This is a genomic window from Paractinoplanes globisporus DSM 43857 (assembly GCF_000379645.1).
GTDB lineage: Bacteria > Actinomycetota > Actinomycetes > Mycobacteriales > Micromonosporaceae > Actinoplanes > Actinoplanes globisporus.
The window spans coordinates 95,326-109,993 of sequence record NZ_KB903318.1; the positions used below are offsets into that span (position 1 = coordinate 95,326).

Sequence of the window (14,668 nt, forward strand, 5' to 3'; positions counted from 1 at the left end):
GGATGCCGGAGATGACCGAGGCCGAGCGCGTCTGGGAGGCGTGGTTCGAGGCGTACGCCCGGCTGCGTGACGGGCATGATGCGCCGTGCCCGGACGGGGACGGTGGGCGCCTCCACCTCACCTACTACGGGCGTCCGGGAAGCCGGATCGGGTCGGTTACGGTCTGGTGCGACCTCGGCCGGAACGGCATCTTCCTGGACCGGGTCGGGATTCCGGAGACCGTGGTGCCGTTGCCGTTCGACGCGACGCCCGAGCAGCGGGCGAGCGCCATTCCGGAAATCCGGCTGATTCCCACCGCCATGTACTCGCCGGACTAGCGGTTGCTCGCCAGGACCGCGAACATGCCGCCCTGCGGGTCGGCCAGCACGGAGTAGCGCCCGATCGACAGGCTTGCCGGCGCAAACAGCACCCGGCCGCCCAACGCCAGGGCGTGCTCCGTCGAACGGTCGCAGTCGTGGACCGCGAAATAGACCATCCAGTGTGGGGAGACGTCGGCGGGCCAGGCCTCGGCGGTCATGGGCTGTATGCCGCAGATGGCGGTCTCGTGCAGCTTGGCGACCAGGTAGGGCACCTCGCCGATCGAGCTGTGGCGGAACTGCCAGCCGAAGACCCCGCCGTAGAAGGCGTGCGCCTCGTCCAGGTTTCGGGTGTTCAGCTCGTTCCAGGTCAGCGAGCCCGGCACGTCGAAGACCGCCGCCCCCTGCATCGTGCCCGCCTGCCAGACGCTGAACGGTGCGCCGCCCGGGTCGAGGAACGCCGCCATCCGGCCCTGGTCGTGCACGTCGAAGGGGGGCACCAGCACCTTGCCGCCGTTGGCCGCGACCCGGGCCGCGACCATGTCGGCGTCGTTGGTCGCGATGTAGGTGCTCCAGGCCGTCGGCTGCCCCTCGCCGAAGAGCGGCCCCGCCCCGGCCACCGGCCGCCCGTTCAGCAGGAACGTGGTGTAGGAGCCGTCGTCCTCGTAGCTCCAGCCGAATAACTCAGGGTAAAAGCGCCTCGCATCCCCGAGATCGGCCGTTCCCAAGTCCACCCAGGTAGGAAAGCCGGGCGTCGATGCGGTCATCTCGGCATCGTCGCACCGTGTGTCTTTGGTTGGGCTTAAGTGTCGATGTTCTAGCTGAACCGGCGACCCTCGTCCCGTCGATAGGCCCATAGCGCCACCCCGGCGAGCGCGACAATCCAGGCGATCAGGGACAGCACCGAGCCCATGTGCAGCGGATAGTCGCCGACCGCCGCCCACATCAGCCGCACCGAGGCGCCGGTCGGCAGGTAGGGCGCGAGGTCCTCGACGAAGCCGGGAGCGCCGCCGGGCGCGGTCATGAGGCCGCCGGCGAACGCGAGCGGGAAGAACAGCACCTGCGCGACCACGACCGCGGCCTTGGGCGGCATCGAGTACCCGATCGCGAGGCCCATCAGGATGAACGGCACCGAGATCACCGCGGTCACCCCGATCGCGGTCAGGAAGGCGAGCGGCGACACTGTGGCCGCGGTCAGGAACGCGGCGATCAGCACGACCGGGAGCAGGGAGAACGCCATCAGCGCGAGGCCGGAGAGGAGTCGTCCGGCGAAGCGCGGAAGAGCTCCGGCGGGCAGCGTGCGGACGTACGGCTCCCACGGCTGCACTCGATCGTCGGCGACTCCCACCCCGTACTGGAAAAGGTTGGTGCTCATCACCGCGAAGGTCACCATCGAAGCCGTCGCGTAGGTCGCGGCGACCGGATCGCTGCCGGCGAACGGCACGACGAACGCGAGCATCGACGCGGCCGGCCAGAACGCGCTGCCGATCACGGCGATGGGCGTGCGCGCCGTCTCGATCAGCTGGAAGCGGGCGTTGGTCAGGACGAGAGAAGACACGATTCCTCCACGGAGCGCTCGGTCAGGGTCAGGAAGGCTTCCTCGAGCGACGCCGGGCGAACCTCCAGGTCGGTGAAGGGCACGTCGGCCGCGACCAGGTCGCGAACCAGACGGTCCGAATCGGGCGTGACCAGGTGCCATCGGTCACCCTCGCGGTCGGTTCCGCTCAGACCAGGCAAAACCGGCAGCGGTACGGGGGATGTCAGGCTGACCCGGCGAACGGCGACCAGGCCGCGTACGGCCGACACGGTGTCGTCGGCCAGCACCCGGCCACCCCCGATCACCACCACCCGCCGGGCCAGCGCCTCTATCTCCTCCAGGTAGTGGCTGGTCAGCACGACCGTGCCGCCACCGGCGTGGAACTCGCGGATGCCGTCCCACAGCGACCGGCGGGCCTCGACGTCGAGCCCGGTCGTCGGCTCGTCCAGGAAGACGATCCGCGGGCGCCCGGCGAAGGCGAGGGCCACGGCGACCCTCCGCTTCTCGCCGCCGGACAATCCGCCGGTCTGACGGCGTACGAGATCGGTCAGCCCGAACTGGCCGAGCACCTGGTCGCGGGGAAGCGGCTCGGGGTAGTGACGTCGTACGAAATCGACGACCTCGCCGACGCGAAGCGAGGCGGGCAGACCGGTCTCCTGTGGGGTGACGCCCAGATGGTGCCGGGCGGCCGGCCGGCGTGGGTCGCCGCCGAGCAGCTCGACCCGCCCCGAGCTGGGCGAACGCACCCCGGTGAGCAGGCTCAGCAGCGTGCTCTTGCCGGCGCCGTTGGGACCGAGCAGGCCGACGAGCTCGCCGGGCGCGATGTCGAGCGAGACGCGGTCGAGCGCGACGGTGTCGCCGTAACGGCGGGTGACCTCGATGGCCCGGGCGAGCATCACAGTGTCTCCTCCGACGATGTCGATGGTGAGGTGGGGTTGAGCAGGGCGCGCAACGCCTCCTGGTACTCCTCGAAGGCGAGCCGGCCGCGGCGCGTGAGCCGGACGAACGTGGCCGGCGTGCGGCCCTGGTGGGTCTTGGTGACCTCGACGTATCCCGCGTCCTCGAGCTTGCGCAGGTGGACCGAGAGGTTGCCGGCGGTCATCCGCAGCGACTCCTGCAGGCGGGGGAACGTGACCTTGTCCTCCTCGCGCAGGACCGACAGGGCGGAGACCACCCGCAGCCGGGCCTGGGCGTGGATGACCGGGTCGAGCTCGGTGCCATCGCTCATCGCAGCCTCAGCCAACCGAGCAGGCCGGCCAGGATCATGCCGAGGCCGCCGCCGAGCGCCACGATCAGCGAGTGCCAGCCGGGACCGACCAGGATGCCGGCCACGTTGATCACGCTGGTCCAGGCGCCCAGGATGAAAAGCTGGCGATCGTTCCAGATCGCGCCGCCGGCCATGTGCAGCGCGCCGGTGAGGGCCACCATGCCGCCGGCCCAGAGCAGGCCGAGCCGGTCGTCGGGCAGGGCGTCGCCGTACTGCGCGAACAGGATGCCCATGCCGGTGAAGGCGATCGACCAGGTCAGGCCGTACATCAGGCCCTGGCGGGAGGACGGGCCGCGGGTCTGCATGGCGGACCGGCCGCCGGCGATGCCGGTGATCAGGCCGGCGGCGATGAACGACAGCGACAGCACGGTCAACGGCAGCCACTCGGGCAGGTCGACGAAGACCCGGCCGTCGGGGCCGAAGCGCAGGAAGAACAGGCCGAAGCCGAGGAGCCAGGCGAAGCCCCACGGCCAGAACATCCAGCGCGGGTCGGGGGTGAGGTCGCGCTCGAGGTTGGCGCGCTCCTGGGCGATCAGGGCGAGCGAGTCGGCCGGGCTGGCCAGGGGTTTGTCGTCATCGGATTCCACACAAAGAACTTTACAACACAAAGTCAAAGAGGTTTGTGTCATAAAGTTGGCTAGGCTCGGAGCGTGATGATCAGGCCCGCCCTTGCCGACGAGCTCGACGCCGTCCTCGCCTTCTGGCGCGACGCCGCCGAGAACGACAACCGCCCGGCCGACACTCGGGGCGCTCTCGCCGCCCTGCACCTGCGCGATCCGGACGCACTGCTGGTGGCGGTCGACGGCGACGAGATCGTGGGCACGGTCATCGCCGGCTGGGACGGCTGGCGATGCCACCTCTACCGGCTCGCGGTCGCGCCGCACCGCCGCCGCGAGGGGATCGGGCGGCGGCTCATCGCGGTCGCCGAGGAGCGGTTCCGGGTCTTCGGCGGCACCCGCGCCGACGCGATGGTGCTCGACGGCAACGCCGACGCGCACGGTGTGTGGTCCGCCGGCGGCTATCGCCGCCAGACGGACTGGTCGCGGTGGGTCAAGCCGCTGCCGGAGTGAGAGCTTGTGGCAAAGGCTTTGCGTGTACGACGGACAGCCGCGAGACGGCCCGAGTGAGCACCACGTAGAGGCGGTTGAGCCCGCGCGTCTCGGCGGCGACGATGTCGGCCGGCTCATGGACGATCACGTGGTCGTACTCGAGGCCCTTGGCGACCGTCGCGGGCACCAGCGTGACGCGCGCCTCGGCCTCGACGTCGTCGGGGGTCGCGCTCTCGATGCCGGCCGCCGTGAGGTGCGCGCGGAGCCGGTCGATCGCGGTGTCGGCGGCGATCACCGCCACCGAGCCCTCGTGCTCCAGGGCGGCGGTCACCTCGACCAGGGTCTCGGCGTCGAGCGCACGCGGGTCGCCGACCGGGATGATCGAGAGATCGCCGTCGCGGCGGAGCGAGACCGCCTCGGGGACGTCGACCTCCAGGGCCGGGAGAAGGCGGTTGGCCAGGGCCACCACGACGGCCGGGACGCGGAAGCCCACGGTCAGCGGGACGACGCTGGCGTCCGGCTTCCCGAGGTGTCCGAGGGTGTCGCGCCAGTCCGCGGCGGCCCACGGGGCCGTGCCCTGAGCCAGGTCGCCCAGGAGAGTTATCGAGCCGTGCTCGCTGCGGCGGGCTATCGCTCGCGCCTGCATGGGGGAGAGGTCCTGAGCCTCGTCGACCACCACGTGGCCGAAGCTGCTCTCCCTTTCCATGAGCCCGGCGGCTTCGTCGATCAATATCAGGTCGGCGGCGCTGAACTTTGCGGATTTGACCGTTTTGGGCGGCTTGACCCACCGTATTGCCGCCTGCTCCTCCTCGCTGAGCACCCCGCCCGACTTTTCTGGATTTACCAGTATTTCTACGACGAGCTGCTCCGGGGTTGCGGCCGGCCAGGCCGTGTCGAGGAACGTGGTGACCGGGGCGACCTTGCTCATCTTGCGCAGCCAGCCCTCGCCCGGCGAGTTGCCGGTGCGGTACTCCGACTGGCGCTGCAGCAGACCCACCACCCGGGCTCGCACCCGCTCCCGGCCCACCGCGTACGGGAGATCCTCCCGCCGGGCCTCGTCCACGATCCGGCGCAGCGGCTCCGGGTCGATCCGCCAGCGATAGCTCCCGTCCGACACCATGATCGGCTCGGTCGGCTTGGCCAGCCGCGACCAGAGCAGTTTGCGCAGCACCTCGGCCATCCGCACGTCGTGCTTGACCAGGATCGCCGCCTCGCTGTCGACCGCGCGCACCGGCTGCCGCGAGATCAGGTCGTCCACCGTGGCCTGCTGCACCTCGACCTCGCCGAGCGCGGGCAGGACCGCCGAGATGTACGAGAGGAAGGCGGTGTTAGGCCCGACGATCAGTACCCCCGACCGGCGCAGGCGCTCCCGGTGCAGATAGAGCAGATAGGCGGCCCGGTGCAGGCCCACGGCCGTCTTACCGGTGCCCGGCGCGCCCTGCACGCAGATCGAGTCGGCCAGCTCGGCGCGTACCAGCTCGTCCTGTTCGGGCTGGATGGTCGCCACGATGTCGCGCATCGGCCCCACGCGCGGCCGCTCGATCTCGGCGGTCAGGATGCGGCTCTTGGTGCCCAGCTCCTCGCCGCGGTCGAGATGCTCGTCCTCGAAGCTGGTCAGCTCACCCTTGACGAACCCGAACCGGCGCCGGGTCGACACCCCCTGCGGGTCGCGCACGCTGGCCCGGTAGAACGAGCGCGACAGCGGCGCCCGCCAGTCGAGCACCATCGGCTCGCCGGCGTCGTCGGTGACGTGCCGCCGCCCGACGTAGTACGACTCGTCGATGTCGAGGCGCCCGAAGAACAGCGGCGTGGTCGGGTCGTCGGCGAGCTCGGCGACCCGGCGCGACAGCGTCCGGCCGAGCGCCTCGGCGCCGTACGGATCGCCGGCCACCTCGGCCCCGGCGGAGAAGAGGGCCTCGGCGCGACCCCGCATCCGCGCCAGCGCGGCGCGCGACTCGGTGAGATGCCGGCGTTCGGCCGAGAGCTCGGTGTCCAGATCAAACGAAGACACGATCCATCCTCAAGACAGGCTGCGCGGGCTGCTCGCGTACCCGAGACCGGTCACCGGCCATCGGCGCGGGACGACGTCCGCTGCGGTGCATGCTCACCACGGCCGTCAAGCGGCCCTCCACGTTACGCCCGCGGCAAATCCTCCTCCACCGATTTTCGTCGACGCGGAGTCTCCAGGCCGTGGTGGTGGCCCGCGCCCTTCAGCGGGAGCGTCGCCGTGCCGCCGCCGAGCGGGATGCCGCGATCTATGCTGCCGAGGCCGACGGCCACGACGACCTCGACGACCTTGCCGGCTGGGCCGGCTCGCAGCCGATCGATCTCGACTGATGCGGCCGATTCACCTCGCCGCGATCGACAAGACCCGGCCCGTCCTCGTCCTGACCCGCGAGCAGGTCCGGCCCTACCTCAACTCGGTCACGGTCGCACCGATCACCAGCACCGTCCGCGGACTTTCCACGGAGGTACCGGTCGGCAAGGCAAATGGTTTGGATTACGACTCCGTGGTCTCGTGCGACAACATTGTCACGGTGCCACGCAGCGCGATCGGCAAGCTCATCGGTTATCTCCCACCCGCGCAGGAGGAGGCCTTGGCCCGGGCGATCGAGGCCGCCTTCGACCTCGATCTTTAGTGGGACCTCGGCGAGCACCAGAATGGGGTGTATGGCTGAGGGGCGTGGCGAGAGTGACGGGATGCGGATCGCGGATCCGCGGGTCATGCGGGCCCTCGCGCATCCGGCGCGGATCGAGATCGTCGAGTATCTGAACGACACCGGGGAGTCGGTTACGGCTACCCAGGTGGCGGGGATGGTGGGGCTCTCGCCGAGCGCGACCAGCTATCACCTGCGCGAGCTCGCCAAGTATGGCCTGGTCGAGCAGGCGCCGAGCCGGGGCGACGGGCGAGAGCGGCTGTGGCGGGGCAAGACGCATTCGCTGCGGATCGATCCTGACTTCGACGAGCCCGGGTCGCTGCCCGCCACCGAGGCGCTGGTGGACCTCTACCTGCATCGCGACCAGGCTCGTACGCGGGAGTGGCTGTCGCGGCAGGCGCAGGAGCCGGCGGAGTGGCGGGACGTCAGCGCGATCATGGGGCAACGGCTGCTGGTGACCTCGGAAGAGCTGCGGCAGATCAACGACAAGGTGCGTGAGCTGGTCGAGCCGTACCAGATGCGGGAGCGGCAGGCGGATCCGCCGGCGGGCGCGCGGCGAGTGACGGTCAGCTACTCGGCGATACCGGAGGTTTAGAGCAGGGGCTTGCGCGAACCAGATGTGAAGGAATACTTTCGAAGTATGTCCTTCACATCTGGCGATGAGCGTTGGCCAAGTGAGCGTTGGCCCGACGTCTACTTGCTCGCGATCACCCGGGCCGTCTCGGTCTGCGGCGACTTCCTTGCCGCCACCACCCTCGCGTTGGTTCTGCAGCAGGCGGGCCACGGCGGTCTGGCCGTCTCGGGGCTGCTGGTGGCCGCTAGCCTGCCGCTCGCCCTGGTCGCCCCACTCGCCGGCCGCATCGCCGACCGGGTGGACAGCCGCGTCGTGTTGGTCGCGGCCGGCGTCGCCCAGGCGCTGATCAGCCTGGCCCTCGCGTTCACCCGGCAGCCGGTCGCGATGATCGGCCTGGTCGCGCTGCTCGCCTGCGGCCTGGCCGTGACCCAGCCGACCATCTCCGCGCTGATCCCGCGGACGGTTCGCCCGGAGAATCTCGCCCGGGCGAGCGGCCTCAACCAGACCGCCGGCGTGATCGGCATGCTGGTCGCCCCGGCCCTGGCCGGCATCCTCGTCGGCCAGGTCGGCCCCCGCGTCCCGCTGCTGCTCGACGCGGCCAGCTACCTGGCCCTGGTGGTGGCCGGCCTCGCCGTCCGCACCAGACGCCAACATCGCCCGTCCGGCGATATCTCGGAAATGTCGGTGGGGTACCGCGTCCGCGACGACCGCACGCTCACCGTCATGATCGGCGCGCTGGCCGCGGTCGTGGCCGGGGTGAGCGCGGTCAACGTCGTCGAGGTCTTCTTCATCCGCGACACGCTGGACGCCTCCACCACGGTCTATGGCCTGGTCACCGCGGCCTGGCCGCTCGGCATGCTGATCGGCAGCGTCCTGTTCGCCCGCGTCCCGCGCCGCCGCATCACCGTCCCGGCCCTGCTCTGGGTCGTGGCCGGCTCGTGCGCACCCGCGCTCGGCGCCCTCGTGGTCGGCGACGCCCTCTGGCTGATCCCGCTGTGGATAGCCGGCGGCGTGTGCAACGGCGGTATCAACGTCTTCGTCATGGTGATCGTCGCCGATCGTGCCCCCGCTGCCGCCCACGGCCGCGCGTTCGCCGTGGTCTCCGCCGCGGTCCAGGCGGCTGCCCTGATCGGTCTGTTGGCCGCGGGGCCCCTCGTCGAGCGGTTCGACCCGAGGTGGCTGGTCGCCGGGGCGGGCGCCCTCGGCCTCCTGGTGTCCCTGATCGCCCTCCCGATCGTCATCCGAGCCGGCAAGCCGGTCGCCGAGGCCGACACCGCGGTCGCCGAGGCCGGCTCACCGGTCGCCGAGGCCAAGGCCGGCGGGCGATCGGCCCGGAGAGTGGATTGCGATGTGAGCCACCCGGAAGTGCCGCGCGCGGTGGAGGCGATCGAGGAGGGGATAGCGTCGAGGTCATGAGCGATGGCGCCGGACGACCCCGGGTTGGGCACATTCAGTTCCTCAATTGCCTGCCGATCTACTGGGGGCTGATGCGCTCCGGCGCGCTGCTCGACGTCGACCTGCGCAAGGACACGCCCGACAAGCTCAGCCACGACCTGGTGGCCGGCGATCTCGACATCGGTCCGATCACCCTGGTCGAGTACCTTCGGCACGCCGATGACCTGCTGCTTCTGCCGAACCTCGCGGTGGGCAGCGACGGGCCGGTGCTCTCGGTCAACCTGATCTCGACCCGGCCGCTGGCCGAGCTCGACGGGCGGCCGGTGGCGCTCGGGTCGACCTCGCGCACCGGGGTCCTGCTGGCGCAGATGCTGCTGGCCGAGAAGTACCAGGCCGAGCCGGAGTACTTCCGCTGCCCGCCCGAGCTGACCCAGATGCTGATGGAGGCCGACGCGGGTGTGCTGATCGGGGACCCGGCGCTGCGGGCGCTGTACGAAGCGCCCCGCCTGGGCCTCACGGTGACCGACCTGGGCCAGGCCTGGCGCGACTGGACCGGGCTGCCGATGGTCTTCGCAGTCTGGGCCGCCCGCAAGGACTACGCCGCCGAGAACCCCGGCGCGGTCAAGGACGTTGCCGAGGCCTTCCAGCGCTCCCGCGACCTGTGCCTGGGCGAGCTCGACGAGGCGGCCGCGGCCGCCGCGCGCTGGGAGCCGTTCGACGCGGATACGCTGGCCAACTACTTCCGCGCGCTCGACTTCTCGCTCGGCGAGCGCCAGATCGCGGGTCTGCGCGAGTTCGCTCGGCGTGCGGCTCTGCGCGGCGAGGTTCCCGAACTCCCGGCCGACGGACCGGTGTTCGCGGAGGTCTGACCAGATCAGACCGTTCCGGCCCGCTCGATCTGCACGGTGGGCGGCTCGCTGTCGATCGCGGCCTCCGAAGACGAAGGCGAGAGCGAGGGCGACGGCGCGGACGCCAGTGCCACGATCCGGCTGACCGCGAGCGCGATCCCGACCGGAATCAGGATCACCGCCGGCTCGGCGTACCGGTAGTCGAAGAGGCTGGTGGCGACGCTGACGATCAGCAGGCCGAAGCCGCCGAACGTGAACAGCATCGCGTCCGCGGCGTCGCGCCACGGCCGCCGCCGGAACCGCCACACCGCCGCGAACAGCGTGACCAGCACGCCGGCGGCGTACAGCGGGCCCGGGGTGGTCATCCAGTTCCCGTACGCGTGCAGCGCCCGCGCCTGCGCGTTGTCCACCAGGAAGGCCGGCGCCGGTGACTCGCCCGGCTTCACCGGCAGGTAGTAGCGGGCCTCGCACAGATCACCCGGTCGGGCCGGCGGCAGCCACTGCGTCGCCAGGCACTTGCCGTCGTCGACCAGGGGCGCCCGCCACATCAGGTGCCATCCGGTCTGCCGGGCGACCAGCGCGAGGAACTTGCCCGGCTCCTGCTCGATCACCGTGAGCGCGTACTTCTGGAGGGCCGGGTCGTCCTCCCGGTCGTGGTAGAACCGGTACGCCGGGCTGGAGGTGGCCCAGATGAACTGGTCGGGCCGCTGGTCCCAGGACGTCGTTGGGTTGGGCAGGCAGAGCCGCTTCTGGTCGTCGGTGAGCTTCAGCGTGGCGCAGTCGGCGATCGACACGACCCGGGCGTACAGGAAACGGCCCTGGTACTGCCCCATGGCGTAGACGCCCCACTGCTGGTGGTACCAGACCATGTACCCGCCGAGCAGGCCGACGACCGGCACCGCGTACGCGATGAGGCGAAGGATGCCCGCCCGCCGGACCAGGAGGTAAACGCCGGCCAGCGCGAGGATCGGCAGGCCGACCGAGCGGGTGAGCGCGGCGGCGGCGAGCAGCGTCCCGCCGAGCGCGGCCGCCACCCAGCCGACCTTGTCGCGCCAGGCGATGAGGAACAGCCCGGCCGCGGTGAAGGCGAGGTACGCCGTCTCCGCCAGCACATAGTGCTCGATGGTGAGGACCCGGGCGTCGAGCGCGAGCGGCACCATCGCGACCGCTGCCAGCCAGCCCTTGAGGCCGCGCCGGCGCAGGAACGCGTACCCGGCGACGATCAGGCCGAGCCCGATCACGTGCTGGATGACCGCGATCCGGATGTACGGCTGGTGCAGGAACGGAAGTATCAGCCCGGAGTAACCCCACGGCCGGATCACATTGGGGAAGCCGTCCTGCGCCGAGGCCACGTAGGTGCGGCTGTCGGGGAAGAAGAAGGCATAGGGGTACGCGTAGACGAACCACACCCGCATGAAGGTGGCGACGCCCAGCACCGCCAGCAGCGTCCAGTGCTGCCGGAGGAGCGCTACGAAAGACTTCCCCACGGGCGGCGAAGCTACCAGACCCCGCCGAATCAGCCCTCCAGGATCGCGTCCAGCGCGGCCAGGTCATCGGCGCTGAGCTGCCAGTTCGCCGCCGCCGCGTTGGCGTGGACCTGCTCGGCGGTGGTCGCGCCGGCGATCACGCTCGTCACGGCGGGACGGGCGGCGAGACCGGCGATCGCCACCTCGAGCAGGCTGTGCCCCCGCTCCACGCCGTACGCGGTGAGCGCCTCGACCTTGTCCCAGTCGGCGCCGTCGATCACCCGCTGGTACCGCGGCAGCGACAGGCGGGTGCCGGCGGCCGGGGTCTCGCCGCGGCGGTACTTGCCGCTGAGCAGGCCCGAGTCGAGCGGGAAGAACGGCAACAGGCCCAGCCCGAACTGCTCGCAGGCCGGCACCACCTCGGCCTCGACAGCGCGGTGCAACAGGCTGTAGCGGTTCTGCGCGCTGATGAACGGGGTCAGGCCCCCGGCCCGGGCGGTCCAGTCGGCGTCGGCGATCTGCCAGCCCGCGAAGTTCGAGTTGCCCAGGTAGCGCACCTTGCCCGAGCGGACCAGGTCGTCGAGGGCGGCGAGGGTCTCGTCGATCGGGGTGGCCGGGTCGGGCTCGTGCACCTGGTAGAGGTCGATGTAGTCGGTCTCGAGCCGGCGCAGCGACGCCTCCACCGCGCGGACGATGTACCGCCGGGAGCCGCGGGCGCCGAAGTCGTTGCCGTTGAGCCCCTCCATGTTCATGCCGAACTTGGTGGCCAGGATGATCTCGTCGCGGCGGCCCTTGAGGGCGGCGCCGAGCAGCTCCTCGGAGGTGCCGTGCGGGGTGCCGTAGATGTCGGCCGTGTCGAACAGCGTGATCCCGGCGTCGAGGGCCGCGTCGACGACCTCGCGAGTGCCCTCCGCGTCGAGCTTGCGGCCGAAGTTGTTGCAGCCGATGCCGACGACGGACACGACCAGGCCGGAAGTGCCCAGCCGACGGAAGTTCATCTCAGTCACCGGCCAACCCTATGCCCGTTCGGTACAAGGTTTGCCCGGGGACACGGGACATCCGTACCTATCTATTGACACACGTTGTTAACAAAGCCGAGCCTCGTGAGAGCGCTCTCCTCGAAGGAAAGAGGTGTCCCCGTGCGTTCCGTCCTCCGAGCTCTCGCCGCTCTGGCTCTGACCATTCCGGTCGCGGCCGCCGTCGCACCACCCGCCGCCCAGGCGATCGGGCCCAACCTTCTCCCCGTCACCGTCACCAACAGCACCGGTCGTGGCGACGCCGTCTACCTGTACGTGATCGGCGTCCAGCTCTCCTCCGGCCGGCTCGGCTACGTCAACCAGGGCGGCACGTTCACCGCGTGGAGCGGCGGGCAGATCCCACCCTCACCCGCACCCGACGTCGCGATCGGCGGCCCCGGCAACGGCGGCAGCACCACGATCAACTTCCCGCGCGGATTCTCCGGCCGGGTCTACTTCTCGTTCGGCGAGAAGCTCAAGTTCTTCCTCACCCCGGACGGGCTGGTGCAACCCGCGCCGTGGGCGTCCGGCGACGCCAACCAGAACATCCTGTTCGACTGGAGCGAGTTCACCTACAACGACTCCGGCCTCTGGCTGAACAGCTCGCAGGTCGACATGTTCGCGGTGCCGCACGCGGTGACCGTGACCAACAGCGCCGGCGTCACCAAGCGCACCGGCGACCCGGTCGCGAACGGCCGCGCCAACGTGATCAACACGATCAAGGGCACGTCGGGCTGGGCCAACACGGTCTACACCCGGTCGGACGGCACGGTCCTGCGGGTGCTCTCGCCCGGCAAGGCGGCCGGCGCGGGCCTGCTGAGCAGCACGTACCTCGACTCGTACATCGCATCGGCGTGGAACGCGTACACCGGCAAGACGCTGACGGTCGTGCCTTTCGGCGACCAACCCAACACCAAATTCTTCGGGCGTACGTCGGGCAACGTCATGACCTTCACGAACACGTCGGGCGCGGTCGTGGCGTCGTTCAACCGGCCGTCCTCGAGCAGCGTCTGGGGCTGTGACGGCGATCTGCCCGCGCCGAACGACCTGGTCGTGGGCCCCATCTCGCGGACGCTGTGCGCGGCGCTCAACCGCGGGACGCTCGGCACGATCGACACCCAGCCGAGCACCAACGCCGCCGACTTCTACAAGAACAACCCGACCAACGTGTACGCGAAGACGATCCACGCGAACATGGCGGACGGCAAGGCGTACGCGTTCGCGTTCGACGATGTCGCCAACTTCGAGTCGCTGGTCAACGACGGCGACCCGCGCTCGGCCGGGATCGTGCTCTCGCCGTTCTCGGGCGGCGGCACCACCACGCCGACGGCCGTTCCCGTGATCAGCTCGCTCAACAACAAGTGCATCGACGTACCGAGCTCGAACTTCGTCGACGGCGCCCGGCTGCAGATGTGGCCGTGCAACGGCACCAACGCTCAGAAGTGGACGTTCACCAACGGCACGCTGGCCAGCCAGAACGGCAAGTGCATGGACGTCGCCTCCGGCTCGACGGCGAACGGCGCGGCGGTGCAGCTCTGGACCTGCAACGGCACCGGCGCGCAGCAGTTCGTGCTCAACAGCGCCGGCGACCTCATCAACCCGCAGGCGAACAAGTGCGTCGACATCGTCGACGTGAACTCGGCCGACGGCGCGAAGCTCCAGCTGTGGGACTGCGCCGGCTCCGCCAACCAGAAGTGGCGCAAGGGCTGACCCTGGCTCAGGAGTCGTCGTCCACCGTGGACGACGACTCCGCCAGGTCGCGGTAGGCCGGGCGCAGCAGGTCGGTCAGCGGGATGTGCCGCACCTTGACCGGCGGGGCGTCCAGCGCGCGCAGCAGCAGCTCCGGGGGCGTGGTGACCCGGGCCGGGCGCTCCCGCAGGCGGCTCAGGCTCAGCCCGGGGGAGTAGTAGTCGGCCAGGTGGTCCTCGAGCGGCGTCTCGTCGACCGCGAGTGGGTCGACGGCCTCGACCGGCTCGGGTGTCCCGCGCAGCGCCGCCAGCAGCGTCTCCCGGTCGCGCCCGCGCCAGGCCAGCACCAGGAACGGGTCGTCGTCGAACGCCTCGGCGAGTACATAAAGGACGGCCGAGCCGTGCTTGCAGGGCACACCCCAGTCGGGGCAGCTGCAGCGGATGTCGAGCTGATCGGGGAAGAGCGACAGGCCGTGCTCCTCGAACACCTCGAGGATCTCGCGCGGCATGTCGCCGGCCAGGAGCGCGGCCCGGTACAGCGCCCGGCCGCCGAGCGACTCGGTCAGATCGGTCCACTGTGTCGCGTCGAACGCCGTGATCGCGACGCTCACCTCGTACGGCTGAGGTCGTGAACCCTGCACGCGAGCCGTCACCCTGCCCGCGGAGAGCGAGAAATCCATCACCTGGCCCTTGCGGGCGTAGGCCCGCCCGCGGGCGAGACGCCCGCCGTCGCAGACGCGTTCCAGCACGTCGACGAAGCGGCGCGACCACCACTGCTCGCCGATCTTGCCGCGCTTGGCGCGCACCGCGATGCCGCCGTCGACCGCGATCGGCCGGGCGCCCTCGAAGAACCTGCCCTCGGGATCGATCGGCAT

The 14,668-nt window shown here is 70.6% G+C and carries 17 protein-coding genes; 8 read left to right on the forward strand and 9 right to left on the reverse strand.

Going from position 1 to position 14,668, the window contains the following annotated elements; all coding sequences use genetic code 11:
* Positions 1-2: 2 nt before the first annotated feature.
* Positions 3-317, forward strand: a complete 315-nt coding sequence (locus A3CQ_RS0132485; RefSeq protein WP_020515125.1) for a hypothetical protein — start codon at positions 3-5, stop codon at positions 315-317.
* Here A3CQ_RS0132485 and A3CQ_RS0132490 read toward each other — a convergent pair.
* From A3CQ_RS0132490 to A3CQ_RS0132510, 5 genes are all read right to left on the reverse strand, one after another.
* Complete coding sequence (locus tag A3CQ_RS0132490; RefSeq protein WP_020515126.1) at positions 314-1,030, reverse strand: VOC family protein; 717 nt, start codon at positions 1,028-1,030, stop codon at positions 314-316. The two genes, A3CQ_RS0132485 and A3CQ_RS0132490, sit on opposite strands and share 4 nt — an antisense overlap.
* Positions 1,031-1,113: 83 nt before the next feature.
* The gene (locus tag A3CQ_RS0132495; protein WP_020515127.1) at positions 1,114-1,854 is read right to left on the reverse strand and encodes an ABC transporter permease; all 741 of its coding nucleotides are present in this window, start codon (positions 1,852-1,854) and stop codon (positions 1,114-1,116) included.
* On the reverse strand, positions 1,836-2,729 hold the full coding sequence (locus tag A3CQ_RS0132500) for an ABC transporter ATP-binding protein (RefSeq protein WP_020515128.1): 894 nt from the start codon (positions 2,727-2,729) through the stop codon (positions 1,836-1,838). Before A3CQ_RS0132500 ends, A3CQ_RS0132495 begins: the two co-directional genes overlap by 19 nt.
* Positions 2,729-3,061 (reverse strand): winged helix-turn-helix domain-containing protein, encoded by a 333-nt coding sequence (locus tag A3CQ_RS0132505; protein WP_020515129.1) that lies wholly within the window; start codon positions 3,059-3,061, stop codon positions 2,729-2,731. The genes A3CQ_RS0132500 and A3CQ_RS0132505 overlap by 1 nt, the downstream gene beginning before the upstream one ends.
* The gene (locus A3CQ_RS0132510; protein WP_020515130.1) at positions 3,058-3,687 is read right to left on the reverse strand and encodes a hypothetical protein; all 630 of its coding nucleotides are present in this window, start codon (positions 3,685-3,687) and stop codon (positions 3,058-3,060) included. Before A3CQ_RS0132510 ends, A3CQ_RS0132505 begins: the two co-directional genes overlap by 4 nt.
* Before the next feature lie 66 nt (positions 3,688-3,753).
* Here A3CQ_RS0132510 and A3CQ_RS0132515 point away from each other — a divergent pair, with 66 nt between their 5' ends.
* Positions 3,754-4,170: a GNAT family N-acetyltransferase gene (locus A3CQ_RS0132515; protein ID WP_020515131.1), complete on the forward strand. Its 417-nt coding sequence runs from the start codon at positions 3,754-3,756 to the stop codon at positions 4,168-4,170.
* On the opposite strand, the gene A3CQ_RS0132520 is transcribed toward A3CQ_RS0132515, so the two are convergent.
* Positions 4,151-6,160: a HelD family protein gene (locus tag A3CQ_RS0132520; RefSeq protein WP_020515132.1), complete on the reverse strand. Its 2,010-nt coding sequence runs from the start codon at positions 6,158-6,160 to the stop codon at positions 4,151-4,153. The genes A3CQ_RS0132515 and A3CQ_RS0132520 overlap by 20 nt on opposite strands.
* A gap of 89 nt (positions 6,161-6,249) precedes the next feature.
* Between A3CQ_RS0132520 and A3CQ_RS61210 the strand changes: the two genes are divergently transcribed.
* The 5 genes from A3CQ_RS61210 to A3CQ_RS0132545 are packed head-to-tail and all read left to right on the forward strand — an operon-like array spanning position 6,250 to position 9,644.
* Positions 6,250-6,486 (forward strand): hypothetical protein, encoded by a 237-nt coding sequence (locus A3CQ_RS61210; RefSeq protein ID WP_157296645.1) that lies wholly within the window; start codon positions 6,250-6,252, stop codon positions 6,484-6,486.
* Positions 6,486-6,788, forward strand: a complete 303-nt coding sequence (locus A3CQ_RS0132530; protein ID WP_020515134.1) for a type II toxin-antitoxin system PemK/MazF family toxin — start codon at positions 6,486-6,488, stop codon at positions 6,786-6,788. The genes A3CQ_RS61210 and A3CQ_RS0132530 overlap by 1 nt, the downstream gene beginning before the upstream one ends.
* Positions 6,789-6,819: 31 nt before the next feature.
* Positions 6,820-7,401, forward strand: a complete 582-nt coding sequence (locus A3CQ_RS0132535) for an ArsR/SmtB family transcription factor (RefSeq protein WP_026206449.1) — start codon at positions 6,820-6,822, stop codon at positions 7,399-7,401.
* A 45-nt stretch (positions 7,402-7,446) separates the two neighbouring features.
* Positions 7,447-8,796 carry an MFS transporter gene (locus A3CQ_RS54900; protein ID WP_084699323.1) on the forward strand — a complete coding sequence of 450 codons (1,350 nt, stop codon included), beginning with the start codon at positions 7,447-7,449 and terminating at the stop codon, positions 8,794-8,796.
* Entirely contained in the window at positions 8,793-9,644 is an 852-nt protein-coding gene (locus A3CQ_RS0132545) for a menaquinone biosynthetic enzyme MqnA/MqnD family protein (protein ID WP_020515137.1), read from the forward strand. The genes A3CQ_RS54900 and A3CQ_RS0132545 overlap by 4 nt, the downstream gene beginning before the upstream one ends.
* Before the next feature lie 5 nt (positions 9,645-9,649).
* On the opposite strand, the gene A3CQ_RS0132550 is transcribed toward A3CQ_RS0132545, so the two are convergent.
* Together A3CQ_RS0132550 and A3CQ_RS0132555 are read right to left on the reverse strand one after the other, a co-directional pair.
* A complete protein-coding gene (locus A3CQ_RS0132550; RefSeq protein ID WP_020515138.1) occupies positions 9,650-11,110 on the reverse strand; it encodes a phospholipid carrier-dependent glycosyltransferase in 1,461 nt (486 codons plus the stop codon).
* A 29-nt stretch (positions 11,111-11,139) separates the two neighbouring features.
* A complete protein-coding gene (locus tag A3CQ_RS0132555; RefSeq protein WP_020515139.1) occupies positions 11,140-12,087 on the reverse strand; it encodes an aldo/keto reductase in 948 nt (315 codons plus the stop codon).
* 141 nt (positions 12,088-12,228) lie between these two features.
* On the opposite strand from A3CQ_RS0132555, the gene A3CQ_RS0132560 reads away from it, so the two are divergent.
* On the forward strand, positions 12,229-13,815 hold the full coding sequence (locus tag A3CQ_RS0132560) for a beta-1,3-glucanase family protein (RefSeq protein ID WP_020515140.1): 1,587 nt from the start codon (positions 12,229-12,231) through the stop codon (positions 13,813-13,815).
* A gap of 7 nt (positions 13,816-13,822) precedes the next feature.
* Here the strand turns inward: A3CQ_RS0132560 and A3CQ_RS0132565 are convergent, their stop codons facing one another.
* A complete protein-coding gene (locus tag A3CQ_RS0132565; RefSeq protein ID WP_020515141.1) occupies positions 13,823-14,668 on the reverse strand; it encodes an SWIM zinc finger family protein in 846 nt (281 codons plus the stop codon).